At 60.0% G+C, this 25799-nt stretch carries 31 protein-coding genes and 1 tRNA gene; 23 read left to right on the top strand and 9 right to left on the bottom strand.

What is annotated here, in order from left to right; translation table 11 throughout:
* From HGSM_RS09285 to HGSM_RS09230, 12 genes are all read left to right on the top strand, one after another.
* On the top strand, positions 1 to 1014 hold the full coding sequence (locus HGSM_RS09285) for a major capsid protein (RefSeq protein WP_019148476.1): 1014 nt from the start codon (positions 1 to 3) through the stop codon (positions 1012 to 1014).
* 2 nt (positions 1015 to 1016) lie between these two features.
* Positions 1017 to 1406, top strand: a complete 390-nt coding sequence (locus HGSM_RS09280) for a hypothetical protein (RefSeq protein WP_040594922.1) — start codon at positions 1017 to 1019, stop codon at positions 1404 to 1406.
* A 14-nt stretch (positions 1407 to 1420) separates the two neighbouring features.
* Positions 1421 to 1810 (top strand): Gp19/Gp15/Gp42 family protein, encoded by a 390-nt coding sequence (locus HGSM_RS09275; RefSeq protein ID WP_019148474.1) that lies wholly within the window; start codon positions 1421 to 1423, stop codon positions 1808 to 1810.
* A 5-nt stretch (positions 1811 to 1815) separates the two neighbouring features.
* The gene (locus HGSM_RS09270; RefSeq protein ID WP_019148473.1) at positions 1816 to 2223 is read left to right on the top strand and encodes a DUF6093 family protein; all 408 of its coding nucleotides are present in this window, start codon (positions 1816 to 1818) and stop codon (positions 2221 to 2223) included.
* Positions 2220 to 2585 (top strand): hypothetical protein, encoded by a 366-nt coding sequence (locus tag HGSM_RS09265; protein ID WP_019148472.1) that lies wholly within the window; start codon positions 2220 to 2222, stop codon positions 2583 to 2585. Before HGSM_RS09270 ends, HGSM_RS09265 begins: the two co-directional genes overlap by 4 nt.
* A complete protein-coding gene (locus HGSM_RS09260) occupies positions 2582 to 2983 on the top strand; it encodes a hypothetical protein (RefSeq protein ID WP_019148471.1) in 402 nt (133 codons plus the stop codon). The genes HGSM_RS09265 and HGSM_RS09260 overlap by 4 nt, the downstream gene beginning before the upstream one ends.
* Before the next feature lie 45 nt (positions 2984 to 3028).
* Complete coding sequence (locus HGSM_RS09255; protein ID WP_019148470.1) at positions 3029 to 3247, top strand: hypothetical protein; 219 nt, start codon at positions 3029 to 3031, stop codon at positions 3245 to 3247.
* Positions 3231 to 3755, top strand: a complete 525-nt coding sequence (locus tag HGSM_RS09250; RefSeq protein ID WP_019148469.1) for a phage tail tube protein — start codon at positions 3231 to 3233, stop codon at positions 3753 to 3755. Before HGSM_RS09255 ends, HGSM_RS09250 begins: the two co-directional genes overlap by 17 nt.
* 110 nt (positions 3756 to 3865) lie before the next feature.
* Positions 3866 to 4150, top strand: a complete 285-nt coding sequence (locus HGSM_RS09245) for a hypothetical protein (RefSeq protein ID WP_019148468.1) — start codon at positions 3866 to 3868, stop codon at positions 4148 to 4150.
* 9 nt (positions 4151 to 4159) lie between these two features.
* Positions 4160 to 4690 carry a hypothetical protein gene (locus HGSM_RS09240; RefSeq protein WP_019148467.1) on the top strand — a complete coding sequence of 177 codons (531 nt, stop codon included), beginning with the start codon at positions 4160 to 4162 and terminating at the stop codon, positions 4688 to 4690.
* A 6-nt stretch (positions 4691 to 4696) separates the two neighbouring features.
* Positions 4697 to 4888 (top strand): hypothetical protein, encoded by a 192-nt coding sequence (locus HGSM_RS09235; protein ID WP_019148466.1) that lies wholly within the window; start codon positions 4697 to 4699, stop codon positions 4886 to 4888.
* A 32-nt stretch (positions 4889 to 4920) separates the two neighbouring features.
* On the top strand, positions 4921 to 5196 hold the full coding sequence (locus tag HGSM_RS09230; protein ID WP_154646302.1) for a hypothetical protein: 276 nt from the start codon (positions 4921 to 4923) through the stop codon (positions 5194 to 5196).
* On the opposite strand, the gene HGSM_RS09225 is transcribed toward HGSM_RS09230, so the two are convergent.
* Entirely contained in the window at positions 5193 to 5504 is a 312-nt protein-coding gene (locus HGSM_RS09225; protein ID WP_154646301.1) for a hypothetical protein, read from the bottom strand. The genes HGSM_RS09230 and HGSM_RS09225 overlap by 4 nt on opposite strands.
* 34 nt (positions 5505 to 5538) lie before the next feature.
* On the opposite strand from HGSM_RS09225, the gene HGSM_RS09220 reads away from it, so the two are divergent.
* From HGSM_RS09220 to HGSM_RS09190, 7 genes are all read left to right on the top strand, one after another.
* The gene (locus tag HGSM_RS09220) at positions 5539 to 10011 is read left to right on the top strand and encodes a phage tail tape measure protein (RefSeq protein WP_019148463.1); all 4473 of its coding nucleotides are present in this window, start codon (positions 5539 to 5541) and stop codon (positions 10009 to 10011) included.
* On the top strand, positions 10008 to 10733 hold the full coding sequence (locus HGSM_RS09215; protein WP_019148462.1) for a hypothetical protein: 726 nt from the start codon (positions 10008 to 10010) through the stop codon (positions 10731 to 10733). The genes HGSM_RS09220 and HGSM_RS09215 overlap by 4 nt, the downstream gene beginning before the upstream one ends.
* Positions 10734 to 15731, top strand: a complete 4998-nt coding sequence (locus HGSM_RS09210) for a phage tail protein (RefSeq protein ID WP_019148461.1) — start codon at positions 10734 to 10736, stop codon at positions 15729 to 15731.
* Positions 15732 to 15740: 9 nt separating this feature from the next.
* The gene (locus HGSM_RS09205) at positions 15741 to 16076 is read left to right on the top strand and encodes a hypothetical protein (RefSeq protein ID WP_019148460.1); all 336 of its coding nucleotides are present in this window, start codon (positions 15741 to 15743) and stop codon (positions 16074 to 16076) included.
* Positions 16073 to 16402 carry a hypothetical protein gene (locus HGSM_RS09200; protein WP_019148459.1) on the top strand — a complete coding sequence of 110 codons (330 nt, stop codon included), beginning with the start codon at positions 16073 to 16075 and terminating at the stop codon, positions 16400 to 16402. Before HGSM_RS09205 ends, HGSM_RS09200 begins: the two co-directional genes overlap by 4 nt.
* Positions 16403 to 16574: 172 nt before the next feature.
* Positions 16575 to 17327: a CHAP domain-containing protein gene (locus tag HGSM_RS13780; protein WP_019148457.1), complete on the top strand. Its 753-nt coding sequence runs from the start codon at positions 16575 to 16577 to the stop codon at positions 17325 to 17327.
* Between the two features lie 2 nt (positions 17328 to 17329).
* The gene (locus HGSM_RS09190; protein WP_019148456.1) at positions 17330 to 17566 is read left to right on the top strand and encodes a holin; all 237 of its coding nucleotides are present in this window, start codon (positions 17330 to 17332) and stop codon (positions 17564 to 17566) included.
* A gap of 547 nt (positions 17567 to 18113) precedes the next feature.
* Here HGSM_RS09190 and HGSM_RS09185 read toward each other — a convergent pair.
* Complete coding sequence (locus HGSM_RS09185) at positions 18114 to 18494, bottom strand: GNAT family N-acetyltransferase (protein ID WP_154646300.1); 381 nt, start codon at positions 18492 to 18494, stop codon at positions 18114 to 18116.
* Between the two features lie 104 nt (positions 18495 to 18598).
* On the bottom strand, positions 18599 to 19201 hold the full coding sequence (locus HGSM_RS09180; RefSeq protein WP_019148454.1) for a Panacea domain-containing protein: 603 nt from the start codon (positions 19199 to 19201) through the stop codon (positions 18599 to 18601).
* A gap of 155 nt (positions 19202 to 19356) precedes the next feature.
* On the opposite strand from HGSM_RS09180, the gene HGSM_RS09175 reads away from it, so the two are divergent.
* The gene (locus HGSM_RS09175) at positions 19357 to 19644 is read left to right on the top strand and encodes a hypothetical protein (RefSeq protein ID WP_154646299.1); all 288 of its coding nucleotides are present in this window, start codon (positions 19357 to 19359) and stop codon (positions 19642 to 19644) included.
* Here HGSM_RS09175 and HGSM_RS14405 read toward each other — a convergent pair.
* Positions 19633 to 19776, bottom strand: a complete 144-nt coding sequence (locus HGSM_RS14405) for a hypothetical protein (protein WP_154646298.1) — start codon at positions 19774 to 19776, stop codon at positions 19633 to 19635. The two genes, HGSM_RS09175 and HGSM_RS14405, sit on opposite strands and share 12 nt — an antisense overlap.
* Positions 19777 to 19834: 58 nt before the next feature.
* Here HGSM_RS14405 and HGSM_RS09170 point away from each other — a divergent pair, with 58 nt between their 5' ends.
* A complete protein-coding gene (locus HGSM_RS09170; RefSeq protein ID WP_019148452.1) occupies positions 19835 to 20029 on the top strand; it encodes a hypothetical protein in 195 nt (64 codons plus the stop codon).
* 90 nt (positions 20030 to 20119) lie between these two features.
* Here the strand turns inward: HGSM_RS09170 and HGSM_RS09165 are convergent, their stop codons facing one another.
* The 5 genes from HGSM_RS09165 to rnhA form a co-directional block, all read right to left on the bottom strand.
* Positions 20120 to 21325, bottom strand: a complete 1206-nt coding sequence (locus HGSM_RS09165) for a tyrosine-type recombinase/integrase (protein ID WP_019148451.1) — start codon at positions 21323 to 21325, stop codon at positions 20120 to 20122.
* 112 nt (positions 21326 to 21437) lie between these two features.
* Positions 21438 to 21514, bottom strand: a tRNA-His gene (locus HGSM_RS09160).
* 139 nt (positions 21515 to 21653) lie between these two features.
* A complete protein-coding gene (gene orn, locus HGSM_RS09155) occupies positions 21654 to 22313 on the bottom strand; it encodes an oligoribonuclease (RefSeq protein ID WP_019148450.1) in 660 nt (219 codons plus the stop codon).
* An 8-nt stretch (positions 22314 to 22321) separates the two neighbouring features.
* A complete protein-coding gene (map, locus tag HGSM_RS09150) occupies positions 22322 to 23089 on the bottom strand; it encodes a type I methionyl aminopeptidase (protein WP_019148449.1) in 768 nt (255 codons plus the stop codon).
* A gap of 39 nt (positions 23090 to 23128) precedes the next feature.
* Entirely contained in the window at positions 23129 to 23617 is a 489-nt protein-coding gene (rnhA, locus tag HGSM_RS09145; RefSeq protein ID WP_019148448.1) for a ribonuclease HI, read from the bottom strand.
* A 131-nt stretch (positions 23618 to 23748) separates the two neighbouring features.
* Here rnhA and HGSM_RS09140 point away from each other — a divergent pair, with 131 nt between their 5' ends.
* Both HGSM_RS09140 and HGSM_RS09135 read left to right on the top strand, forming a co-directional pair.
* Positions 23749 to 24744, top strand: coding sequence for a magnesium and cobalt transport protein CorA (locus HGSM_RS09140; protein WP_019148447.1), 996 nt, complete (start codon positions 23749 to 23751; stop codon positions 24742 to 24744).
* A 100-nt stretch (positions 24745 to 24844) separates the two neighbouring features.
* Positions 24845 to 25723 (top strand): hypothetical protein, encoded by an 879-nt coding sequence (locus tag HGSM_RS09135; RefSeq protein WP_019148446.1) that lies wholly within the window; start codon positions 24845 to 24847, stop codon positions 25721 to 25723.
* Positions 25724 to 25799: the final 76 nt, after the last annotated feature.

The following is a 25799-nucleotide window of genomic DNA, read 5'->3' as shown; positions in this document are numbered from 1 at the left end:
ATGGCTCTTTGGACTGATGTAATCGACCCAGCAACTCTGACTGGGTACGCACGCGAGTCACTCGCAGAGCAGGAGGCCCGGAAGGGCTCGCTGGCGCGCTGGCTCCCGAACCGCGATGTCTCCGACATCCTCGTGCGCTTCGTTGCCGGGCAGGCAGGCCTCGTGCCTGAGGCGAACTACCGCGCCTACGACGCAGAGCCAGAGATTGGCTCCCGCCCAACCGGCAAGCGGCACATCCTCGAACTGCCTGCCGTCGGCCAGAACCTGCCGGTCTCTGAGTATGAGCAGCTTCGCCTGCGCAACGCCGCAGACACCAGCATGCTCAAGGAGATCCTCGCGACTACCCGCCGGGTTGTCCAGGCAGTATCCGACCGCGTCGAGCGACTGCGCGGCGAGGTCCTGGTAACCGGTATCGCCACCATCCCCGAGCTCTCCCCACAGGGTGATGACTTCGGACGCAAGGCTGCCCACAACGTCACGGCCGCTACTTTGTGGTCTGGATCCGCTGACATCCTCGAAGACTTCGAGGCGTGGAAGCAACTCTACTCCGACACCAACGGCGTAGATCCAGGCACGATCCTGACCTCCAGCCGCGTGATCTCTGCGATCGCAGGAAACCCTGCCTTCCAGACCCAACTCGTCAACGGTGGCGCCCGACGCGCATCCATCGACGACGTGAACACCATCCTGTCCGGGTTGAACCTGCCAACCCTGACCGCGTACAACCGCCGCACCTCGAAGGGCCGCGTCATCCCAGACGACCGTCTGATCTTCCTCCCCGAGGCAGTCGAGACGACCGACTGGGAAGGCACCGAGCTCGGAGCGACCTTCTGGGGACAGACTCTGACCTCTCAGGACTCCGACTACGCCATCGAAGATGGCGCAGAGCCGGGCATCGTGGTGGGCGCATACAAGGCTGAAAAGCCACCAATGATCGCCGAGATCATCTCCGACGCGATCGCACTTCCAGTGCTCGCGAACGCGGACCTCTCCCTGGTCGCAAAGGTGCTGTGATCATGACTCGCAAACTCACCGCAATGGTGGCTTTGCGCAATCCAGAGAACGGCAGCATCGAGGTCTTTGGCCCCGATGCTGCCGTCCCGGATTGGGCAGAACCACTGATCACAAACCCGAACGTGTGGGCTGACGTCGAAGAGACGGACACGACCACGGCCGCAAACACTACGACCGCAAACGACAAGGCAGCGGACGAAGGCGAAGGCACAACCACAGCCGACGCCAATAGCACTCAGGACGAGGACGACACTTCCGAGACCTCCGGTGCGATCCGTCCGGCCGAGAACGAGTCCAAGGCCAAGTGGGTCGCCTACGCAACCTCCAAGGGGCTGACCGTCCCTGCAGACGCGACCAAGGCGAAGATCATCGAGATGCTCGAAGCTGAGTGAAAGGTGGTGCGGTCATGACATACGCAACCGTCGACCAAGTCGGGACCGAATTGGGCCGCACCATCGTCGAACCGGAAAAAGCCCAAATCCAGCAGTGGCTGGACAAGGTGGAACGCCTAATCAAGACTCGACTCCCGGACCTTGATCAACGCGTAAACTCCGGACTCCTGGACCGTGAGACTGTCGCAGACATTGAAGTGGACGCAGTGACCCGCAAGGCACTGAACCCTCAAGGCCTGCGCACCTTCTCACGGTCCGTGGACGACGCGACCATTCAGCAGACCATCGATTCGTCCCGCTCGAGCGGCAAACTCGAACTCACAGATGAAGAGTGGGAACGCCTCTTGCCCGTACCAGTGGGCGATGGATTCTCCTCTCCACTGGCATTCACACCTGGATGGTGAGTGCCATGAACTTCGGAGGATTCGCAGTTCACGAGCTCGACGAAATGCGGAAGATGGCAGAGTCCCTCTTCCGCGACACCGCGAAGATCGAAAGGGTCTCGCGCGAGGCAGTCGAAGACGGCTTGGGTGGGGCAACGTTCCCACGCACGACGATCTACGAAGGTCCCGTGAAAGTGCAAAGCTGGCAGCCCTACGAGCAAGCCCCAGAAGCCGGCGGACACACCTATGTGACGCAACGCTACAACGTACACGCTCCCTGGGACGCCGGACCATTCCAAGCCGGAGACATCGTCACCATCACCTCAAGCACCCACGCCGCACACGCAGTTGGAGCGGTCTACCGGATCGCAGGACTCCACGAGAAGTCCATCCAAACCGCCCAGCGATTCCTAGTGGACGAGGTCGTGACATGAGCGCCCACGAGATCCGCGCATTCGCGACCACCGTGCGGGCCGCGGCCAAAGACATCACCCCAGACGCCGAAAAAGTGATGTTCAAAGGGGCGATGAACGTCAAGCGCGACCTACAGAAGCAAATGCGGGCATCCCGACACTTCAAAGGCGCCACAAACTCCATAACTTTCGACCAAGCCGGACTGTCCGTGGAGATCGGCCCAGAGAAGGCGTCCGGATCCGGTGGCGCAATCGCCAACGTGGCCTACTTCGGCACCAGCCGCGGTGGCGGCACCGTCGAAGACCCCCTCGAAGCACTCAACCGCGAGGCGCCCTATGTCGAAAAGTACCTACTCGAACTGGTGGTGAAGTCCTTCGAATGAGAACCATCATCACCGCACTGAAAGCGCACCTACTCGCCGCAGGTATCACCGCCTACTGGGTGGACGTGCCAGACAAGCCGACCTTCCCCTACGTCCTCCTCTGGGGACCAGCATGGGGCAAGCGCGAGGACTCCCTCGCTCCCACCACGGCAATCGACACGATCCTCAAAGTCACGACCGTGGCCGAAAACCCGGACCTTGCGCTCACCTTCACGTCACGAGTCCTCACACACCTCGACAAGAAAGTACTCACAGCCCAAGACCGCACCTTCGAGCTAAACCTCGAATGGTCCCAAGACGTCGAAGTCGACCGGCAAGTAACCCTCCCCGCCCCAAACCGACATCCGGCCTACGCAGTGTCCGGCTTCCACCTCAACGCCAGCCCCGAACATCCATAGCCCGCCCACAGTGGCGGGTTTTCTTATGCCCCTTGGAGGCACCCCATGGCACAAATCCCACTGCGCAACCTGCGCACCGGCGAAGTGCGGCACCAGTCCGCAGGCTTCGCAAACGCCTTCCCCAACGTCTGGACCAAGGACGTCACCCCCGAACCAGACACCACGGAAGACGTGACCGACCCGGCCGAGGGCACGGCCCCACCAACTGAAACCAACTCCCCAAACGAGGGGAAGAAGGAGGTGCGCAATGCGCGTACTCGCTGACGGCAAGAAAAAGTTCGTTGTCCTCCCGGAAATCCCCGCGGACATGGACAAGATCACAATCACAGAGGCACTCGCGGGCGAAGACTTCTCGGGCGCCGTACTGTCGTCCGACTTTGACCTCGGACCAGCAGCATCCGACGTCCTAGACGAGAAGTCCCTCGATGTCTCCGGAAACGCCAAGGAGCTGGGCAACGGCAACGCGGATGGCGGCTTTACTGCCTACCGCAGCTTCCTCGCTGCAACCGGCCTGCCTGACACGGCTTCTACTGAGGAAAAGTTCTGGGCGATCGTGGGTGATGCGAAGGGCACCGTGCTCCCGATCCTCATCCGCCACTCGGGCAAGAAGTCCACCGAGGATCTCACCGTCGGCGATGAGTACTGGTACTGCGAGTACGAGCTCGACGTCCCATCGTCTGCCGCGCTCGAAGGCAAGCTGAAGCACCGCGTCCCTGGTGCTATTCGTCGCTTCACCGAGGGCTTCAAGACCATCGTCTCCGCTACCCCGTGATCGAGGGCTGGTAGCCGCAGCAAGCCGCCTTGCCTGCGCGTGAAGGGGTTCCGCGCAGGCAAGGTACCACTCCCCCAATCTTTGAACCCCTCTGCACGCTTGGAGGACCGATGACTGTGCCCGCCCTGCCTTCCCGGATATCCCGACCCAGCCTTATCAGTGCACTGCACGCGCTAGGCCTTCAACCATCCGACGTGAAGTCCTTCGCTTTCATTCCCAACGGAATCCCTGCGCCAAAGATCGATCCAGAAACCGGTGAAGAAATCCCCGGAGCCTTGGATGCCCTCGAGGTCGTCGTCTTTGAACGAGACAACACCGGCGCACGCTCCCAGAACCTCCCCGGCGTCAAAGCCGCCGGATACCGCAAGTCCACACACCGCATCCCTGTCCTCTAGGAGAACCCCATGTCTGATCCCCTCACCCTCGACTTCGACTTTGACGCGTTTATTGATGGCGCATCCGTCACCGAGGAGTCCGTCGAGATCTTCCAAAACGGTGAAGTGCTCGGTAAGTACGAAGACTGGCGCCGACGGTACGAGCGCGCAGCGCAGCTTGAAAAAGCAGATGGTGAGCGGTCCGCCAACGAGGAAGACCCGCTCGCAGTCCTCATCGAGGAAGGCGCGGTGCTTCTCACGGAGCTCGAAGAGTCCCGAACCGTGTGGTTCGTTCGAGCACTCGAACCTGACGCAGAGATCGCGATAGAAGCCGCACACCCTGCACCCGAGAATCCCTTTCAGCCTTTCACTGACCCTCAACCACAACTGCCCAGCCACCCCACGGAGAAGCAGGCAACCGCCTACGTCATCGCGATGGAAGCGTGGACGGAGAAGCAAACCGCACACTTAACGGAGCAGTACCGCGCCGAGCCGTACAAGGCGTACAGCAAGGCCGCCCGCCAGATCGTCGCTGATCGTGAAGCGGAAAAGGTACACTGAGGGTTCGTGCGGATCGAGAAGGACAGCGAAGTTATCGCCACGAAGAGCCCATCGGTTGAGCAAGTAAAAGCGCTCCGCGCCAAGATTGGCGAACTGCAGTTTGGCCGCCTCGTCACCGCAATCGACGAAGCAAAGGAGAAAGAGCCGGAGGTCGCAGGGGCTTTTTTGTCCCTCACCTCGCAGAGCGCCCGTGGCTAGTCGACGCTCTGAAGGCCGCCCGCGATTGGGGTGTGCGGCCCACAGCTTTCCTCGAAAGCTGGTCCACGCGTGACCGTGCTCTAGCGATGGGCCTTGGCGCCTATGAAGCCGGCTACTACATGGGAATCCCCATCGAAAAGGTCTGGGACCCGCAATCGGAAGGATGGCTTGTCGCAAAACAAGTCGTCAACCAAGCAGACGCGGCAATCGCCCGCGCCCAAGCCAAGATCAAAGACCCAGAGCCCGGCGCTCAATGGCAGGTCTTCGACATCCGAGAAAACCCCGAATACGCGGACCTCGCCGACTAGACGTAAATAAACGTCGCAACGAAACCGGCGATCAGACCAGCAATGCGGGCCTCCCGCTTATACCAAGTGACTTCCTTGTCGCTGGTGGTGCGCTGAATGATCGCAACGATCATCGGCGCCACTACTGATAGCGCAGCGATCGGAGTCCCTTCCGGCCGATCGCTCCCATAAATGATCGTCCCAACCACGACACCGATGATGATTCCCCAAAAAGCGAACCCGGCAAACGAGAACAACGTCGTACCAGGTTTGGCCTTTTCATGCCCCTCAACTGGGGCTTCTTCCATTTCAGGGGCTGTTTCAGTCATGCCCTGATTCTTCCATGCCATTCGGAGGTGTTCAATGGCTGACCGGTCTATCAAACTCAAGCTAGAGGCTGAAGTATCCCAATACAAAAAGGAACTCGACGCCGCCGCGAAGGTCACTGAGAAGCTCGCCGCAAACTCAGAACTCGCCGCAAAGAACGTGGCGGTCGCGGCCGCCAAGCAGAAGACCGCCGCATCCCAGGTTGCCGCAGCAGAGCAAGCCCTCCAGAAGGCACAAAACTCCGGCAAGGCCTCTGCCACGCAGCTCGCCAAGGCCGAACAAGAAGTAATGGAAGCAAAGCGCGGTCACTGGAAAGCTTCGCAAGAACTCAAGGCAGCCCAAGAAGGGCTAACCCGCGCAAACCTGGCACAAGCAGAATCGGCACTCAAGCAACAGTCCGCGTGGAAAAAGGGCGCAGCCTTCTTCAAGGAGAACCGCACAGAAATCGACGCCGTTGGGTCTTCCCTTACAAGAGTCGGAACCGTAGGTGTCGCAACCCTCGGCCTGATGACCAAGGGCGCCATGTCTTGGGAATCAGCGTGGGCTGGCGTAACCAAAACCGTCAACGGCACCGAGAAAGAAATGGCCTCCCTCGAAACAGGCCTGCGCGGACTCACTAAGGTACTCCCCTCAACCCACGAAGAAATCGCAGGTGTCGCAGAGTCCGCAGGTGCACTGGGCGTCGCAACCAAAGACATCCTCGGCTTCACCCGCACCATGGTCGACCTCGGAGAAACCACCAACCTCACCTCCGATGAAGCCGCAACCCAGATCGCACAGATCTCCAACGTCATGGGAACCATGGCCCGAGACGGCACTGCCGGCGTCGAACGATTCGGATCCACCCTCGTCGCCCTCGGAAACGACGGAGCATCCACCGAGGCCGACATTCTCGCACTGGCACAACGCATCGCTGGCGCAGGAAAGACCCTCAACGCCACCGAAGCAGACGTCCTCGCCGTCGCCAACACACTCGCATCTATGGGCATCAATGCCGAACTCGGTGGCGGCGTCACCTCCCGCGTCCTCCTCAAAATGCGCTCCGCGGTCGACACCGGCGGCAAGTCACTCGAAGCATTCGCACGCACCGCAGGACTCTCCGCCGACGAGTTCGCCACCAAGTTCCGCACCGCCCCAATGGAAGCCCTAGACCTCATCGCCAAGGGCATCCACAACGTCAACACGGCAGGCGGAAACGTCACCGACACCATGAAAAAAATGGGCATCAAGGGCACCGAGGAAACCCAAGTCATGCTCGCACTCGCAAACTCCGGAAACCTCCTCACCGACTCCCTCAACCTCGGCGCAACCGCCTGGGAGCAAAACTCAGCGCTCGCAGAAGAAGCCGCCAAGCGATACGAGACCACCGAAGCAAAAGTCGCGATGGCCTGGAATGCCGTCAAAGACGGCGCAATCGAAGTTGGTCAGTACGTTCTGCCAATAGTCGCAGAGGTTGCAGATGGCGTGGCCGACTTGGCCGGTTGGTTCGCAAACCTTCCTGAGCCTGTCAAAGCGACGGTCACCGCGCTCGGCGGCATCGCATCTGTCACAGCGCTTGCTGCAGGTGGAGCTCTGAAGTTGGCTGGCTCTGTTGCCGACAGTTACACCGCATTCAAGCAACTCACGCTCCAATCACCGAAACTTGCCTCCGCAATCAAGGGCATCGGTACCGCCTCCGTTCTGGCGGCACCGGCAATCATGGCTGTCATCGCTGCACTCTCGTATGACGGTGGAGCGCCGACGCAGAGCGTCAACGAACTCAACACGAGCATCCGACAACTCGGAGAGGGCGCCTACGCGACGGACACGATCTTCAAAGACAGCGTCTTCGAAGACGGCTTCGAGATGGACTTTGACGGGTTCATAGATGGACTCAGCCGTGCCAAGAATGCTGGCGATCATTTTGCCGACTTCTGGCGAAACATGCGGCACGCAACTCTGGGTGACGGCTCGCGTGACGGTCTACAGGTTGCGGTAGATAACTTCCGCGCATTCGACGAAGCGATGGCTTCGGCCACCGCCACCAGCCTGCCGGAAGTCGCCAAGGCGTTCGAGTCCCTCAACATGGAACTCGATGGCACTGAAGCGTCAGGTATAAAACTCCTCGAGCAAATGCCGGGTCTCCGCGATTCCCTGATCGGGATAGCGAACGAAACCGGTGGTGCAACAGACAACGCATCGCTTTACAAGCTCATGATGAGCCAACTCGCCGGAGCAACTGGCGAAGTCATGGTCGCTACCGACGGCGCGGTGTCTTCCACCCAGCAGATGGTGGTCGACCTTCAAGCGCAAGCTGACGCCGCGGACCGGGCACACCAGGAACTTCTGGATCTCGCAAACGGGGTACTCAGTCTGCGTGACGCAAACCGCGGTTTCGAAGCAGCGATTGACTCTGCTAGCGACGCGATCGCAAAGAACGGTAAGAACCTCGACATTTCCACTGCGAAAGGTCGAGAGAATCAAGCCGCTCTCGACAGTATTGCGTCGTCTGGTCTGGCGATGGTCGACTCCGCACGGGAGCAGGGTGCTTCTCAAGAAGAGCTTGAGAAGAAGATGTCCAAGGTCCGTAAGGCCTACATTGCAGCCGCTGAGAACGCTGGCATGTCTACCTCGGCCGCGAAGAAACTCGCTGACCAGTTGGGGCTGATCCCCAAGGAAACGACCGCAAAGATCAAGGCAGAGGTCAGCGATGCGTCCGCCGCAATCTCTGGCATTCACAACCAGATCGTCAACCTGCCTAACGGTAAAACCGTCACCATTACAACGAACCAGTACACGAACGAGGTGACGTACCGGACGACCAAGAACGGCCCAGCGTATAAGGCCGACGGCGGCCGCGTCTCCATGCCGGCCCTCGCTGGTGGTGGGCGCCTGCCGCGCACAGGTCTTGGCACTGACCAGATTCTTGGCATGGATAAGTCGGGCAGGCCTACGGCGTGGGTGAACGACCGCGAGTGGGTCATCAATGACAAGTCGTCGGATAAGTACGACGGATTCCTCGACATGATCAACCGCGACGACCCGCGAGTACGGCATCTGGCCGGTCTTGCTTCGGGTGGTCGTATCGATGACAAAACTAAGTCGTACAACACCGCGAAAGGCAAGGTCAGTTCCTGGGGCCGAACCGTCAAGGCGTGGGAAAAGACGGTCAAGGACGCCGAGAAGGCGTACCAGAACGCTAGTGGCAAGAGCGCAAAGAAGGCCGCAAAAGCACGTCTGGATTCAGCGAAGGCTGATCTGAAGCGCGCTCAAGCAAAGCTAAAAGCCTATGAGAAGGAACGCGATCAACTAAAGAAAGAGATCGCGGACCTCAAGGCCACACGCACCGACCTGACATCTGGCGTGGCGGAGAAATCCTTCACGTACAACGAGAAGACAGGCCAGGTCGAGACCTCCAACTCCCTGATGAATCAGGGCACTGGTGGACTCTCGGGCGCGTACAACCTAGTAGATCAAGTAAAGGCTGCTTCCAAGCTTCCTGGGCTCACGAAGAAGCAACAGGAAGCGATGGCTAAGGCTTCGGCTTCTGCACGCAAGGAATTCGAGAAGCTCTACAAGGAAGCCGCCCTGCTCGAAGGCAAGCTGGGTAAGGCCCAACAGCACGTCTCCGAGATGGCGTCGGTTTCCAATTCGGTGAAGTCGGGTCTTGCTGGCGGGTTCTCTCTTGGTGATTCGATCACTGAAGAGGAGTTCGTAGGCGGGTTACGCACGCAGAAGCGCGGCGTGACCGGCGCGGACATGGTCACCAACGCTCGGGCATATTCTGAGAAGCTTCGCACCTTCGCGAGTGCTTTGAAGAAGCTCGCTGACTGGGGACTGTCGTCCACGGTCTTGCAGGAGATCGCAGGGTATGGCGTCGATGACGGCCTGATGATCGCGAACTCTCTGTCGAGGGACCAAGTCGCTGAACTCAACCAGGCTTACTCGTCGATCGACAAGTATTCGCAGCAGTCCGGACAGCATGCGACTCGGAACTTCACCACAGACGACGGAACCTTCATAGCTGGAGGTCTCGCCGCAGGTGAGAAGACGGTTGCGACTCTTGAGAAGCAGATTGCCGCGAACGAGAAGGCCCTGGCGACGCAGACGGACAAACTCCTTGACGCTTGGGGGAAGCCCTTCGACATCAAGTACGACGCCAAGACCGGCAAGATGGTCTCGATCACTCCTGCCAAGAAAGCCTTCGGCGGTTTCGTATTTGGTCCAGGAACCCAAACATCAGATTCCATCCCCACGATGCTCTCCAACGGCGAGTTCGTGGTCCGTGCCCGTGAAGCACAGAAGCCGTCAAACTCTGCTCTGCTCCGCGCAATGAACGCAGGCAAGAACATCAACCCACCTACCGCCTATGCGGGAATCGACTACAACCGCCTCGGCGCAGCCGTGGCATCCGCTATCGCGGCAAACCCGCAGCAGATCATTTCAAACCTCGTCATGGACCGCCAGGTCATGGCGACGTGGGTGGGGATGGCGCAGCAAGTCGCCAAGCAAAGGGGGGTCCGTCTATGACGTTCGCTCTGATGGGGCCGGTCGGTGAACTCCGCCCGGCCCCCGCCCCTGAACCAGGCGTAAGTGTCAACGCCACCCAAACCACGAACCAGTGGATGACGCTCGGTGAGAATCGCTTCACGCAAGGCGGGAAGCGGATCCACCGTGACTGGACGTTGTCCTTCACCTGGGATCGTCCCGAGGAACTGGCCTGGCTCGCTGAGCTCGCGTCAGGTAGCGTGCCCGGACCGATCTACCTGTACACGGCAAAAGCCGCGGTCGAGAATCTCGCTCCACCTGCCCTGCAGAACTGCGGGTCCGGGGTTACTGGCCGCCGCCGCGTGCTGGCGGCTGGTGACCGTGAGGTGGGGGTCTCTCGCAAGATTCCCATCAAGCCGTCCACCGCGTACATGGTCTCGGCGTTGACGTCGGGCAGCGGGTCTGTGACGCGCAAGATTTACACGGAGGCGGGCGTCGAGCTCGCATCGGTAGTTCTGGCCGCGGGTGCTTCGGGCGTTCGCGTCTCGGCATTGTTTACGACCCCGGCGACCGCCGCATACATGACCTTGACCCTCACGGCAGGTATCGGGCAGGTCCGCCTGACCGAGGGCGCTCACACGGGGTTTATGCCCGGTGATGGGGTCGCCCCAATTCAAGTAATGGCTCTTCAAGAAGTGTTGCAGCGCGTGATGGCAGGTGATCACCGCAGCGACTTCACGTGCACTGTAATGGAGGTGGGCTAGTTGGCTCACGAGAAGGTCTATCTGCCCGAGTCCCAGGTCGTTGGGGCGCCAGGTGATGTGGTGTCGTGGTCGGTGTCGCGTGAGATTAGCGGTGCCGGCCCGTGGAGCACCGCGGGTGTAGGCGTGGGTGGTGGCACGGTCACTCTGCTTGATGACGGTACGCCGTGGAAGTCGCCTCTCATACGTGTTGGTGAAGCAGTCCAGATAAACGCTCGGTCCGATTCGGACCGGGCGTTTTCTCGTATCGCGACGATGATCTCGGCGGATGTGGGCGGCTCTGCTCTCACCATTGAGAAGTCTTTTAGCGTGCAAGACGACATGCGCGCGCTCATGGAGCCTATGCGTATGCCCACCCTGTTGCCTGCGGCGCCGGTGGATGCGTCGCAGGCGATCGTAAGGATCTGCGAGAAGGCTGGCGTCCCTCATGACGTGCAGGCGTCCGGGATTATGGTCCCCGCACTTCTTTTCGACGCCACCACTGGGTGGGAAGCCATCCAGGATGTTGCGGAGAAGACGCTCGGTGCGGCGTGGATGAGTGAGACCGGGACCATTGTGTACCGCAATGCCGCCACGATGCGCGGGGTCGGGACGCCGGTCGAGTCGATCCTGTCGCTGGACTCTGTCGACGACGTGGCGTGGTCGTACTCGGATGAGAACGTCGCGGACCGCCAGACGGTCACGTACACGCCATTCGTCACCACCACGGTCACTGACAACTCGTTGACGATCTGGGAATCGCAGAAGGTCATCGAGATTGAGCCTGGTGCGACGGTGGTCCTCGAGCAAGACTTCGAGGGCGCCGCAGACAGCCTTGCACCATGGCGACAAGCGCAAGACACAACCGTGCCTGCCGAGCAGTACTCGCGCTGGAATGCCGCGTTCTCACCTGATGGTGGGGATGCTCCCCCAGCATCGGTGCTCACGGTCACGTCCACTCTTCTGTCGGCGTCGCGTGTCAAGATCACCCTGAAGTCGAACGCCGCCCAGAAACTGTATGTCGCGGACTTCGGCTATCAGTCGTTGATCGTGCGTGCCAACAAGACGGTCCGCCCCGGCGCACCTGTCACGCTCGAGTCTGGCAACACTGAGGAGACGGCCCGCAACACGGTCTCGCTCGATCTGGGCTTGTATGCCGGCACTGAGGCGAAAGCCAAGGAACTCCTGGGGTGGCTGGCGTTGCAGTCCGCCACTCCGCGCGCACAACTTGATGGCTTGCGGGTGGTTCCGGACGCGGCACGACGCCTCGGCTCTCTGGTCACGTTCACGGACCCTGTCACGGGTGCATCCTCGCGGTGCATCATCACGCGCAAGGAAGACTCGGGTAGCGCGGCAACCTACGATCAGCATCTGACGTTGACGATGGTGCCGGGCACTACCCCGCCACCTGCGACGGTGGTTGTGAAGATCACCGAGCCGGTCGGTACGTCGGATTCGACGACGTTGACGGAGCGTCAGGCTTTCCGTGATGCGAATGCGGACCGGATCGATCAGACGGCCCCTCCTGCACCTTCCGCGCCTGTTCTCTCTGCGCGCCTCGGTGTGATCACGGTCGGATTCGACGGCCTCACAAACACCGGCTCCGAGATCCCCTCGCGCGTCGAGTATGTGCAAGTCGCACTGTCTGGCGCCCCGAACGCGAACGCGGTTGTGAACACCATCCCCGGCGCCGGCGGGCAAATACTGATCTCCGATCAGCCGTACAACTCAACCCGTTACATTCGGTTGCGTGCCGTCTCGTATGCGGGTGTTGCGGGGCCGTGGGGTGCTGAGCGCTCGATCGTGGTCACGCCCCTGGTCGATACCGACATGATCGGTAAGGTTATCGCTTCGGCGAATATCAAGGATGGCGCTGTTACTTCCGTGACTATCGCGTCGTCTGCGATCACCGCGGCAAAGATTGCGGTCGATGCGATCACGGCTGACAAACTCCTTGATGGGGCCGTGCTTTCATCCAAGATCGCCGCGAACGCGATCACGGGTGCGAAGCTCGCTAACGCTGCGGTGGACGCGACGAAACTCGCTCCTGGCGCAGTTACGGACGCAGCGCTGGCCACGCCAGTGAAGAACGCAATCACTGGCGCCCAGACCGCGGCAGATAACGCGCAGTCGGCGGCGAACTCGGCGCAGGCGTCCGCTAACGCGGCGGCCGCAGATTTGCTCGCACTGTCGGGTAAGACGGGTCGGTTGATTCGTTCAACGACTGCCCCGACCGGTGATGACCGCAACGTTAACAACTCGTGGCTGAACACCGGCAACGGGCAGTTGTCCCAGTGGACGGGTAGCGCGTGGACGGTCATCACGGACTCGCGCCTTACTGCGGCGGCACAGGCAGCAGCGGACGCGGACGCGAAGGCGGGCCTTGCTCAGTCGGCAGCCTCCGCGGCACAGTCTGCCGCGACGGCCGCACAAACGGCGGCCAACGCTGCGCAAACCACGGCCGACGGGAAGAGCAAGGTCACCCGCGCCACCACCGACCCCATCGGCGGCGGCTCCACGGGAGATCAGTGGTGGAAATACTCCGGTAGCCAGATCGTCGGGTTGTGGATCCATTCCGGTAGTGGATGGGTCTCTCAAACCCTGACTGACGCGGTGATTACGAATCTGAATGCCGGCGCGATCACTGCGGGTTTCTTGGCTGCGGCGCGTATTCAGGCGGCCACGATCACGGGCACGCATATTGCGGGTGGCACGGTGACCGCGGCGAATATGGTCGCGGGCACGATCACTGCGGCGTCGGGAATCCTCGCTGATGCGTCGATTACTACGGCGAAGATCGCAGATCTTGCCGTGTCTGGTGCGAAGATCGCAAACGCTACGATCACGAATGCCAAGATCGCGGACTTGGACGCGGTCAAGATTAACGCGGGCACATTGAATGCGGCGCGTATCGCGGCTGAGTCGATCACGGCGGAGAAACTTGCTGCGAACTCGGTGACCACGGCGAAGCTCGTGGCGGAAGCCGTGACGTCGGCCAAGATCGCTGCTTTGGCGGTCGAGGCAGGCCACATCAAGGCGAACGCCATCACCGCGGACAAGGTAGCGGCCGGCGCGATCACGGTTGCGAAACTCAACGTCGGAGACTTCGAGAATTTCGCGGAACACGTTCCGGCGCAGGGAATCGGAGTCGTCTACCCTACAGAGTTCACAACCGCGACAGACGGCGAATGGATCACCAACGAGCCGGCTTCACAACGGGGCTACTTGATGTTCAGGAATCGGCGCGGCCCGATTCCCTTCAAGCCGGGCGAGCAAATCCGAGTCCAGTTCACCGGCATGACGACAACGCCAGGCAGCGGGTATGTCCAAGTCAATATGTGGTGCTACCCCTCCTCAACGTCGTCTGCGGGAAACATCTCGAGTAATCAAGTAGGGCTCACCTTAACGGAGGTCCCCACCGAGTTCAGTGCGGTGCTGACAGTCCCAGACATCAGTTCCTTTCCGAACACCTCGGCCTGGCTGGTCGGACTAAACGGAGCGAATGCGCAATACGCGAAAGTGAAAAACATCCGCGTCTACCGTATGACGCCGGGTGAGTTGATCGTGAATGGTGCTATCACCGCGGACAAGATCGCCTTCGGCGTCCTGGAATCCGACCACACACCGGGAGTCCCCGCAGTGCGGATCGGTGGCCAGGGTGTCCGCCTCTACGACACAGAGGGTAACGAGTCCGTAAGTCTGACAGCCACGGGAAGCCAATTCCTCACCCTGAAGGACAGCACCGGTGAACCCGTCGCATCCATCGACGACACCGGCGGCTCAGCATTCGAAACCCTCGCAGTCGCAGGAGAAGCCCGCGTAGACGGCGTGCTCATCATCGGTGGTGACCCCATCGCCGAGCACGGATCAGGAGACTACGGACCCGTCATCAACGGGCGCGACCTCCTCGGGAAAACCTTCACCGACTACGTGAACGAACACCCCGGCGTGCAAGACGGCAACGCTTGGCTTACCGCCATGCCACACGGGCAAATCCTGAACGCGTGGCACGAAAACGGCACGACCGCGGAAACCTACGACGGCATCAACGGCGAATCGCATTTCCGGCAGAAACTTCAAGGCTCCTTCGAAGCAAAAGCCGGGCGCATCTACCAGATCGCCTACCGCACGCCCTCCTTCCGGGAAACCGGAACACTCGGGACCGGCGGAAACGTAGGTGCCTGCATCCTCTACTACTCGACCGGGACCACGCCCCTCAACGTGACCGGCTCGATCATCCGAGGAACCCGCGCGTACTTCCCACGCGGCGGATCAGACACCATGGCGTCCGTCGTAACCACCGTCCGATGCCCAGAAGACATCCCCGCCGGACAAATCAACCTGGGCATCACCGTGTACGCGTACTCAGGCCGCACCATGCAATCACAGACAACCTCGGACCAAAACCGGTACGAGCTCGCCGTGACAGACATGGGCATGCGGGCACCCGCAAATCAGGGTGTATCCGTGAATCTGTCGCGCCAAGGGACCGTGGACCCAACGCCTCCGACTCCCCCGGCACCCGCGAAAAAGGAGTACACCACCACGGTGAACGCGTCGTGGGGGCAAGGCTACAAGGGCGACAACACCCAAAACAGTGACGCCGGCGCGAAAGCCACACAAGGGTACACCTCGTACTGGCCATCAGGAGGCGTGCAACGAGGCCTCATCGGCTTCCCATCCGTGACCGGCACCCTGTCGGGAGCGGACATCGTGAAGGTCGAAGTGTACGTGTACGCCGCACACTGGGCGTCCTCCTCCGGAGGAACCCTCTGCATTGGCGGACACTCCCACACCTCGAAACCCACGACCTGGTCGTCAAACCTGAACGACGCGAAACGCCAGGCACTCAAGAAGCCAGAAGGCCGGTGGATCACCCTCCCATCCAGCATGCACGCAGGCTTCAAATCCGGCACATACAGGGGCATCAGCATCCTGCCACCCGGATCATCCACCAGCAGCACCTACTACGGCTACCTCACATGGTCGAAGTCGAAGCTCCGCATCACGTACAAAAAATAAGGAGCCATCATGGCAGAAGAAGAAGCACCGGCACCCGAGGTGCCAATCCCTGACCCGCTGGCTCCCGACGAAGAAGGCTTGGTCCCACCATTCGTGGAATCAAGCCTTCTTCGCGCGATGCGTGCAGCGGAAGGCTGCGAGGCGTTCGCTTTTCGCGTCGAAATGGCGTGCTGGCAGGAAGGGGTCGACTACACGAGCGAGGTGCGCCGCAAGGTCGCACTGGACCCGAACATCAACGCTCTAGTGCGCGTGGACCGCAACAACACGGTCTCCACCACCCGCGTCACCGACACGGCAATCATCGAAGCAGTCCAAGCACTCAAGCCACCCGTGGAGGCTCCATGAGTGAGGACTACACCCAAGCCGAAATGGTGCGCACCCTCACCCGGATTGAGGAAGGGCAAACGAAGCTCGAGCACAAGATCGACGCCCTGTCCGCAACCTACGTGCAAAAAGACGCCTACGAGATCCGCACCAGCGCGATCGAGCGGGACATCAAAGCGATCAAGCAAACCCACACGGACGACATCACGGCCTTGCGCACAGAGCAGGCACCGGTGAAGACATCACCGTGGGTCGTCGCTGGCTTCGGCGTCTCGACATTGGTCGGCCTTGGATCGCTCGCGGGCGTCACTATCACCGTAGTCAAAGTCATCGCACAACTGCCTTGACCACACGCAACACAAGCACCTTCCGGGGTGCATTTTCTATGCCCAGAAAGGGGCACCGCATGTCTACGACACCCGAAGCGTGGGCCACAGACGACCCAACCCACGCCGACCTCCCACCCACCGAGTTTCCGCCAGACGAGTTCCCGGACCCTAACGGAGAGGACGACATCCAGTGACCGCAACCGCTAACGCAGTCATCAAGGCCGCTGCCGCAGAGCTCGGCAACTTCTATCCCGGCGCTTCAAAGTACGGCCTGTGGTACGAGAACAAGACCGGTCTCAAGGGGTATGCGCACGCACAGTTCTGTGCGATGGGAGTGTCCTGGCGCGCGGCTCAGGCCGGAGCCCTCGACATCATCCCCCTCCACGCGTACACGCCGTCCGGAGCCAATTGGTTTAAGGACCGCGGACGCTGGCACGTCGGTGTCGCGGGAGTGAAGCGCGGAGACATCGTGTACTTCGACTTCCCCGGCCAGCCCAACCGCATTTCACACGTCGGCATCGTCGAGTCCGTGAACTCCGACGGTTCGGCGAACACCCTCGAGTTCAACACCTCGGGCACGGTATTCGGTGATCAGCGCAATGGTCGCGTGGTCGCACGCAAGCGTCGCAAGTCGTGGATTGTCGGCTACGGACGACCCGCCTACGCCAAGACGTCCTCGACGTCGAAACCATCCACCTCGAAGACGGAGATCCAGAAAATGGCAGACAAGCTTCCAGTCATCAAGCCCGGCGACACCGGCGCCTACGTGGGCCGCATGCAGGGACTCCTCCTTGCTGACGGCCAGTACATCGGCAAGGCCGGTATCGACAAGTCCAACGGCCCCACCACGCAGAAGGCGGTGAAGGCTTTCCAGAAGAAGCACAAGCTTGTAGTGGACGGCTACTTCGGCCCGAAGTCGTGGGCGAAAGCACTAGGAGCATAGCCATGAGCAAGTACGCAAACAAAGCCTTTTGGGTTGATACTGCCGACCGCGTCATCGCAACCACGGCACAGTCCGCTGTCGCCGTCCTCACCGCGGGGACGACCTCCCTCATTGACGTGGATTTCGCACAAGCAGCAGGAGTGGCCGGCCTCGCCGGCCTCGTCTCGCTACTCACCTCGATCGCATTCCGCGACGGCGCCCAGTCACCTGCTGAAGCGCCACGGCACGCCGATGCCTAGCTACGAATGCCGGGAATGCGGTTCCGAGTACACCTATCCCGGACATGCAGCCCAGTGTGAGGAGAACTGCCGCAAGTACTGGGATTCCTTCCCGTCACACAAGGCGGAGCGCTGGACCCAAGAAGACGACTAAACCAAATGGCCCCCTCCCTGCATCTGGGTGGGGGCCATTTCGGCATTTCAACTTCAAGGTGAAGAAGGCGGTCATGGGATGGAACGCTTCTTCGCTTCTCATCGTGGCCGTTTGCATCACGGCAATAACCCATACAGTCGTCTCGACATTTCCTGCGGGCTGGATCATGTTAGAGAAGTAGTGGAACCAGTTCAGGAGGAAGTGAACCGGGACACTCCAAACGAGTTTTCACTGGTTAACGATCGAACTCAAGAAGGAAAATGGGCATTCACCCGCCTGCGCGTCCATTTAACCCGTGGAGAATACCGGCAACGAGCCGCACTGGGACTAAAGACCCAGCTCGATCGGTGCGACACCGTCGGATAACGACAACGCCCCCACCCTCAAATGAGGGTGGGGGCGTTTCTGTTGTTTCTATGCTGCGACGATCTGTTGAGCGAGCTTCACGGACATGTACAGACGCAGAGGCCTGTCCTTGGTCCGCACAAAGCCGGCCTTTTCGTAGAACTGCGCTCGCTTTTCGTCAAGGGCATCAACGGATAGCAGGTTTACGGGAGAAAGCTCATGCGCATCAAGCGCTGAGCGTATCGACTTCAAGAGCAGCGCCCTCCCCCTGCCATTACCTTGCTCCTTCAGATGAACCCCGAGCTTACATAGCAGAATCGCCACTCCCGCACCGTCCTCATTGAACTTCCTCGAAACAGACGAAGAGTACCCATCCGCGTTCACGACGATGGATTTCAGAGAGTAGTAGCCAGAAATATAGTCCAAGCCCTCCCAAACCTGGGAGCTCACATTACTACGCTGATCCCATGCATGATTGCGGAACCAGTCCGTGATTTCTGGCTCGCCACAGTCAAACGTTTCACGATCGTGGTGTTCTGCCAAAGGGGTGATGTTCAAGCGCCCTGCCCGAGTAGGAACGCTCTGGCACGCTGGACTTCAGCCTGATCGAACTCTTCAAGAGAATCCATAAAGGATCCTTCCAGGACGGAGATTTCTGGATGAAACACTCTGAACTCCACGGGTGCCTCATTGCGGAAATACGGTGCGATATCTGAGTCTGGGATGATGTCGTAAAAACCGCCTTGGAAGTTCTTCTCCCACGGGGTTTCAGTAGACGAGTGACCGCTGTGGCTGATGCTTCGGAGTTGCGCTGCAGAGTACTTACCGTACTTCGTCCAGACTTCGTCGATGAACTGAGTAACATCGGCTGGAAGCGTCGGCGGCGCAACAGCGGCTTCTGGGTTTTCGACAACGATTATCTGTGCGCCCGCGTGCTCTGCAATCACGGGCCGGTAGACAGGCCCGTGAGCGAACGCGTAGGTCGTCTCGTCGAATAACCTAAAACCTGTGGATGCTAAGTAGTTTGCCTGGGCGAAGTAGAGGAGTTTCTGCAGTTTCATTGGGGTGACGTCACTGTCCTCCCGCTTCGCATCAAGGGCCAAGATGTAACTCTTAATAGCATCAATCTCTAGGTTCTTGCTTACCTTCATCTCCATGGTTCCACCTCCATCCTGTGCATAACTTTATCCACACCCTGTGGATTACTTCTGTAGTACAACAGTACCAAGCAAAACCCTACCTGGTAAGAAATATCAGCAACCACACACTATGTGTCACCACTGACATTGCAAAATCGGCCTACACTCGACTCGTGCAGGAACGAGTGTTTGAGTTTCATACGGATGTAGCGTTGAACACTATCGAGGTGGATATCGACGCGGAGACTGAGATCTTCCCGGAGATGTTGTGGGTACGAGCTCGTATCGTCTGGCGTGATCATGGTGAGGACATCACTACAGGACGCGCGTTCCAGCGGCATCAAGGGTACGTTCTCGTGTATCCGTCGCGCGGCTGGTGTCAGCGCGCGTGGATGTGGCTACCGGAGGAAGACCTAGAGATCTTGCCGCCCGAGGAGACGCCGCGGGAGTCATTCTGGTGAAGCGTGTATGCCATCCCAGCCCTCGGTTTGGATGCGTTCGTACCAAGGCCAGTCGGTAGCCCAGAACACGGCTGTCGCAGCGTCTCGTAGTTCACCTTCGAGTGTTCCAGCCCAGGCGATGTACTCGTACATGTCCACATGCTCGACGGTACCGGCCAGGCATGTCAGACGGGCGGCTTACAGTGCATTTGTGGATATCCAAGACATCACCACCGGCGTATACGTCAGCTACTCGACCTATCCGATCGAGATAAAGCAGTATTGGCCCGAGCGCGCGGCCATGCAGAGGGCGATTGAGAAGCATGCGCAAGAGATCGCCCAGTGGTACTGTGAAAGCACAGGTCAAACCATGATTTCAGTGCAGAAATCAACCCCAAAAGGTTAAGAAGCAGTTCTTAACCCTAGAGCGTTAAGGCCAGACCACACCCAAAACCGCACAATCTAGCGGCACCCAAACACGCTTAACCCCAGAAGGTTAAGAACCAATCTGAGGAGTGGCACTAACAGGCATCCTCCACCCAATCGACTCCACAGCTTGAGCCTGCTCGGACAGCAGTAGGTGGGCGTACACCTTTGATGTGGTGGCTAGGCTTTCGTGCCCTAGACGCATTTGCACCACCTGCGCGGGCACTCCTTCCATGAGCGCCCACGAAGCGAACGTGTGCCGCAACGAGTGCGGGGTGAGGCCCTTCGAGATCTTCGACTTCACGACGGCAGCCTGCCACTGCCTCTCGCGGAACCGCTGAGCGTGGATCTGCCCGCCACGAATCGCAGTGAACACGAGATCATCCGCGGCTTTCCCTTCTAGGAGTGGCGCAAAGTCGTGGATTGCAGAACCTAGGAGGATCGTGCGGCGCGAGCGCGAAGATTTGGGCGAACCCAACTCCACGCCAACTTCTGCTTTCTTCCAAGCTTGCCGGATGCTCACTGATTCTGTTTTCAGGTTGAAGTCACGCACGCGCACTGCGGTGGCTTCCCCCATTCGCGCACCGGTGAGAAGAATGAAAGCGATGAAGGGCTTGTAGTGGTCTTGCATGGCGGCGAAGAAGCTGAGCCATTCGTCGCGTGTGAAGATGTCTTTCTCTTCTTGGACTTCAACCTTGGGGAGGTCAACGCCTTTCGCTACGTTGCGGTTGATGTGGCCTGCGGCTTGTGCGGTAGACAGCATGGACGATAGGAGGCCGTGGGCGTTCTTGATGGACTTGGGTAAGTAGAACTCTTCCTTTGGCCTCTCAGTGCCGTTCTTTGCGGCTGTGATGGCTTTCTTCTGCCAGCGTTCGGTGGTCTGCTTCATCTGCCATGCGATCCATCCGATTACGTCATCGCCTGTGATTTGATCCATGGGTATTTCGCCAAGGCGGATGAGGAAGGTTCGCGCGGCCATGCGCTTGTACTCAGCGAGTGTGCCAGGCGTGGTTTTTGTGGCTCTGCGCTCGAGGTGGCTTGGGAGCCACTCGGTCAGCGTCGGCACTCCGCGCGTATTGGTTTGGAGGTCGAGGAGGCGCAGCGCGACATCTACGCCGCGTTTCTTGATTGTCTCCTGTACAAGGAGTGCGTCTTCGAGGTGGGCGAGCCAGGGTGTGGTTTCGACTTTGCGTGATCCTTCGCGCCGGTATGCGACGCGGTAGCGCATGACTTGCTCGGTTTTGTTGAACCGTTCTTGGATGCTTGCGGAGGCCATGAGGTCACCTGTTTTCACGTAATACGACTAGAGGTAACCGGTTCTTGGTTACCATCTCTGGTTACCACCGATTACCTCTACCGTATTGTGAGCCTCTGACATGCTCTTTTATTGGGGTGAGTAACGGGATTCGAACCCGCGACCTCCGGTACCACAAACCAGCGCTCTAACCAACTGAGCTATACCCACCATGCTTAGTGTCAAAACCGACGGAAACCGCGGCTTTCACTCTAAACTTTGTCCCCACTCTCGCGGCGACATGTAAAAGCATACCCGGTGCGACCTGCGAATAAAAAACCGACAGGGCGTGATCCACAACACGCCTCGATTATTCGGCTGGAACTCTCCAGGATTCCGGCACAGAGATGGTCCCGGAAACCGAGGAATCTGCCACCTGGGCTGCCTTTTCGCGCGCGCTCGCGGTGTCGGGGCCGGGCTGGTCCACGAACATCGCCGCACGGTAATAGCGCAGCTCGTCGATGGACTCGAGGATGTCCGCGAGCGCCCTGTGACCGCCGTGCTTTTCGGGGGACGCAAAGTAGATCCGCGGATACCACCGGCGCGCCAGTTCCTTGATGGAAGAGACGTCGATGATGCGATAGTGCATGAAGTCCACGAGTTTCTTCATGTCGCGCTCGAGGAATGCTTTATCGGTGGCCACAGAGTTTCCCGCGAGCGGGGCTTTCCCCGCTACGGGAATGTGCTTGCGCAGGTAGGCGAGGACGAGGTCCTGCGCCTCCTCGAGGCTCACTCCCCCGTCGAACTCGTTGATCAGGCCGGAATTGGTGTGCATGGAGGTGACGTAAGAGCCCATGTTGGCCAGCGCCTCGGCAGGAGGCTTGATGACGATGTCCACACCCTCGCCGAGCACGTTAAGTTCGCCGTCGGTGACCACCGCCGCGATCTCGACAAGCGCGTCGCGCTCATAGTCGAGACCGGTCATCTCACAGTCGATCCAGATGATTCTGTCGTTTGTATTGGAGTTCATCGAACGGCTCAAGGAAGCGTAAGAATCTGTGGGCCGGCCTCAGTGATGGCGATGGTGTGCTCCCAGTGGGCTGCGCGTCCACCCTTGGCGGAGCGGATGGTCCAGCCGTCGTCGTCGTGGCGGTAGTCGCTGCGTCCACCGGCAATAAACATTGGCTCGATCGCAAGGACGAGGCCAGGGAACAACTTGAGGCCCTTGCCCTTCTTGCCCACGTTCGGGATGAACGGGTCCATGTGCATCTCGGTTCCGATGCCGTGGCCGCCGTGATCCTTGAGGTTGCCGAACTTGTGCTTCTTAGCAAACGAGTTCACCGCGTAGCCAATGTCGCCGATGGTGTTGCCAACCTGCGCGGCTTCGATGCCCGCAAACAGGGACTGGCGGGTAACCTCAACCAGCAGCTCGTCCTCTGGACGCGCGTTGCCCACGATGAAGGTGCGAGCGGAGTCGCCGCACCAGCCGTTCAGCACGCCACCAAAGTCGATCGAGACCACGTCGCCGTCAGCGATCACGGTGTCGTTGGGGATGCCATGGACGATCACGTCGTTGACAGATGCGCAGATGCTGCCCGGGAATGGGGTTGGAGCCCAGTCCGGGTGGTAGTTCAGGAATGGCGAGGTTGCGCCGGCGTCCTTGAGGACACCCGCCCCAATCGCATCGAGGTCGCGCAGGGTCATTCCAACCTCTGCGGCCTCTTCCATCTTGACCAGCGCGGTGGCGACCACGCGGCCGACCTCACGCATCTTTTCAATGTCTGCGGGCGTCTTAGTCTCAATCACGTATCAAGGCTATCGCTTTGGCTGATCTTTGCGCTGTTCTTAGCCCTGTGCGGTTGCTCGCACCTGATTCACTCCGCGGTTGGCGAGTTCGTCCGCCTTCTCGTTCCCCGGATCTCCCGCGTGCCCCTTGACCCAGGTCCACTTGACGATGTGGCGAGCTACCTGGCTTTCGAGTTCCTGCCACAGCTCGGCGTTCTTGACCGGTTTCTTGTCTGCCGTGCGCCAGTTGTTGCGCTTCCAGCCGTGGATCCACTTGGTGATTCCGTTCATCACGTAGGTGGAGTCCACGTGCAGGTTGACCGTGCAGGGTCGCTTGAGCGCCCTGAGGCCTTCGATAACAGCGGTGAGTTCCATCCGGTTATTGGTGGTCTGCAGCTCGCCCCCGAACAGCTCCTTTTCGTGGCCTCCGGCCTTCAGCCATGCACCCCACCCGCCCACGCCGGGGTTGCCCTTGCAGGCGCCGTCCGTCCACATGTCAACGGTCGAGAGGGCGATGGGTTCGGTTTCGTGCGCTTCGGTTGGTGCCATGCCACCATCTTCGCACCTGTCCCCCGCTCACATTGCGCAAGGCCGGGCCGCGGACCGTGCGTTACGCTGACCACAGCGGCACGTGCGTGCCGCTGGCGCGAGGTCAATCGTCGATAATCAAGGGACACAACGTGAGCCAAAATGGTGGGCCGATCATCTCAGTGGCGTCCTATCGGGACGGACAGAAGGTGCGCGCGCAGGAACGCGCCAGCGCTCCCCTGGCACAGATTTTCGACGATATAGCAGCTTCCAGCGACTCCTACGTGGTCGTTGCTGACGCACATGAAATAGGACACGCAGGCGAACTTTTAGCTGAACTCTCCCTGCCCGAGGCACTCAAGCGGGACGTGACGGCGCCCAGTCCACGCCCACGCGTGGACAAACTGGGCGACACGAGCGTCACGGTGGTTCGCCCAGCCAGCTACTCCGACGAGGAGGAGCGGATCTCACTGTCCACGATGCATCTGGTCCTCACCACCAACTTCCTTGTGGTCCTCCACGAGGGCGCATCCACGGCAGACGGACTGTTCGCGGCGGCCACGCCGGACATATTGCACTACGGGACCCGATCCGCGTACCTTCATGTGCTGGATCGGATCGCCGTGGACTACCTGAACGTTGCCGAGGAACTGACCACGGACGTCGACGAAATCGAGCTCCAAGTGTTTGGCGGAGACATGGGCGCGCCGGAGCACATCTATCGGTTGAGCCGTGAGGTGCTCGAACTGCAGCGGGCCGTGATCCCTCTGGCGGACTCGCTCGAGGACCTCGCTGGTGAGGTGGAAATGGAGGACACGCTCGACGAGGCGCTCCAGCTCGCGTTCCGACACCTCCAGCGCAAGATCCAGCGCAGCGCAGATCGCGCACGTGAGCTGCAGGACCAACTCGCATCGATCCTGCAGGTCAATGCCGCTCTTATTGGCCAAAAGCAGAACGAGGACATGAAGAAGATTTCGGCCTGGGCCGCAATCCTCGTGGTGCCCACTCTGGTGGCAGGAATCTACGGCATGAACTTCCACAACATGCCCGAGCTGGGCTGGCGATTCGGCTACCCGCTCTCCCTCGCACTCATGGCAGGGCTCTGCCTGGGCCTCTACGCCGTGTTCAAGCGCAAGAACTGGCTCTAGGTGGTGTGGCTGAACTGCGGAAACACGCCAGTTCTAGCCATGTAATTGGTGCGTCCTCGCGGCTATACTGCTTTTCGAACGCCCCGATGAAAGGACCAAAGTGTCTGAACCCCGCAAGACCAAGAAGAAGGTCGTAGCCGCGCCTTCCACACCTTCGTCAAAGACGACGAGCACCGCACGTAACACCTCCGATGCACCATCGAACGCGCCAGTCTGGCAGGCCTCGCCTGAAGCGAAGGCCAAGGCTAAGAACTTCCGCCTGATCACCTGGACGCTGTGGATCCTCGCGCTGTGCGTGACTCTCTTTGTTGCGTTCTGGGTACTGCGTCAGGAACCAGTGAACTTCTGGCTTCTCATCGGCATGTTCGTGCTGTCCGGTGCGCTCGTGATCCCAGGAAACATCCTGTGGAAGAAGGCGAACATCCTTGACCCCGCCTCCGAAAAGGACAAGGTCAAGTTCTTTGTGCAGAACCAGCTCGGCGCGATCGTCTCCTCGATCGCGTTCATCCCGATGATCGTGCTGCTCTTCATGAACAAGAACCTCGACGCCAAGCAGAAGGGCATCGCGGGTGCGATCGCGATCGCGCTGTTTGGTGGTTCTTTGTTCACGGGAGTCACCACTGATGCGCCATCGGTAGAGAAGTACTCGGATGAGCAGGCTCTCGTCGTCGCTTTGCTGGGCAAGGACGAGGTCTTCTGGACCGCGGGCGGAAGCGTCTTCCACCTGTGCGCGGAGGTGTCCGACCTCCAGCAGGAGTCCAAGACCAACGAGATCGTAGTGGGCACCGTCTCCCAGGCGCACGACGCCGGCAAGTCCCGCCTAACCAAGAAGGTCACCATGGAGCTCAAGCAGTGCGGACTCGACCCAGCGTTGTATGACGAATCCACGGGCAAGGCAGTGTCTCAGTTGACCACGCCGACTGAGGGCGCAACTGACGGCGCAACCGACGGCGCCACGGAGGAATCCACCGAGGAGTGATCCCGGCAGGATCGAGCGCGCCCTAAGATTGGGGAGGTGACCGAAAGGTCACCTCCCCAATCTTCTGCCCACTTCA

It is taken from the genome of Timonella senegalensis JC301, from assembly GCF_000312125.1.
GTDB lineage: Bacteria > Actinomycetota > Actinomycetes > Actinomycetales > Cellulomonadaceae > Timonella > Timonella senegalensis.
Note: the sequence above shows the minus strand (reverse complement) of the source record. Positions and strands in the feature narration are given on the sequence as shown.

Bases quoted from the DNA above. Each gene is read 5' to 3' on its own strand.
- HGSM_RS09285 (WP_019148476.1), top strand. From the start codon at position 1: ATGGCTCTTTGGACTGATGTAATCGACCCAGCAACTCTGACTGGGTAC.
- HGSM_RS09280 (WP_040594922.1), top strand. From the start codon at position 1,017: ATGACTCGCAAACTCACCGCAATGGTGGCTTTGCGCAATCCAGAGAAC.
- HGSM_RS09275 (WP_019148474.1), top strand. From the start codon at position 1,421: ATGACATACGCAACCGTCGACCAAGTCGGGACCGAATTGGGCCGCACC.
- HGSM_RS09270 (WP_019148473.1), top strand. From the start codon at position 1,816: ATGAACTTCGGAGGATTCGCAGTTCACGAGCTCGACGAAATGCGGAAG.
- HGSM_RS09265 (WP_019148472.1), top strand. From the start codon at position 2,220: ATGAGCGCCCACGAGATCCGCGCATTCGCGACCACCGTGCGGGCCGCG.
- HGSM_RS09260 (WP_019148471.1), top strand. From the start codon at position 2,582: ATGAGAACCATCATCACCGCACTGAAAGCGCACCTACTCGCCGCAGGT.
- HGSM_RS09255 (WP_019148470.1), top strand. From the start codon at position 3,029: ATGGCACAAATCCCACTGCGCAACCTGCGCACCGGCGAAGTGCGGCAC.
- HGSM_RS09250 (WP_019148469.1), top strand. From the start codon at position 3,231: ATGCGCGTACTCGCTGACGGCAAGAAAAAGTTCGTTGTCCTCCCGGAA.
- HGSM_RS09245 (WP_019148468.1), top strand. From the start codon at position 3,866: ATGACTGTGCCCGCCCTGCCTTCCCGGATATCCCGACCCAGCCTTATC.
- HGSM_RS09240 (WP_019148467.1), top strand. From the start codon at position 4,160: ATGTCTGATCCCCTCACCCTCGACTTCGACTTTGACGCGTTTATTGAT.
- HGSM_RS09225 (WP_154646301.1), bottom strand. From the start codon at position 5,504: ATGACTGAAACAGCCCCTGAAATGGAAGAAGCCCCAGTTGAGGGGCAT.
- HGSM_RS09220 (WP_019148463.1), top strand. From the start codon at position 5,539: ATGGCTGACCGGTCTATCAAACTCAAGCTAGAGGCTGAAGTATCCCAA.
- HGSM_RS09215 (WP_019148462.1), top strand. From the start codon at position 10,008: ATGACGTTCGCTCTGATGGGGCCGGTCGGTGAACTCCGCCCGGCCCCC.
- HGSM_RS09205 (WP_019148460.1), top strand. From the start codon at position 15,741: ATGGCAGAAGAAGAAGCACCGGCACCCGAGGTGCCAATCCCTGACCCG.
- HGSM_RS09200 (WP_019148459.1), top strand. From the start codon at position 16,073: ATGAGTGAGGACTACACCCAAGCCGAAATGGTGCGCACCCTCACCCGG.
- HGSM_RS09190 (WP_019148456.1), top strand. From the start codon at position 17,330: ATGAGCAAGTACGCAAACAAAGCCTTTTGGGTTGATACTGCCGACCGC.
- HGSM_RS09180 (WP_019148454.1), bottom strand. From the start codon at position 19,201: ATGGAGATGAAGGTAAGCAAGAACCTAGAGATTGATGCTATTAAGAGT.
- HGSM_RS14405 (WP_154646298.1), bottom strand. From the start codon at position 19,776: ATGTACGAGTACATCGCCTGGGCTGGAACACTCGAAGGTGAACTACGA.
- HGSM_RS09165 (WP_019148451.1), bottom strand. From the start codon at position 21,325: ATGGCCTCCGCAAGCATCCAAGAACGGTTCAACAAAACCGAGCAAGTC.
- orn (WP_019148450.1), bottom strand. From the start codon at position 22,313: ATGAACTCCAATACAAACGACAGAATCATCTGGATCGACTGTGAGATG.
- rnhA (WP_019148448.1), bottom strand. From the start codon at position 23,617: ATGGCACCAACCGAAGCGCACGAAACCGAACCCATCGCCCTCTCGACC.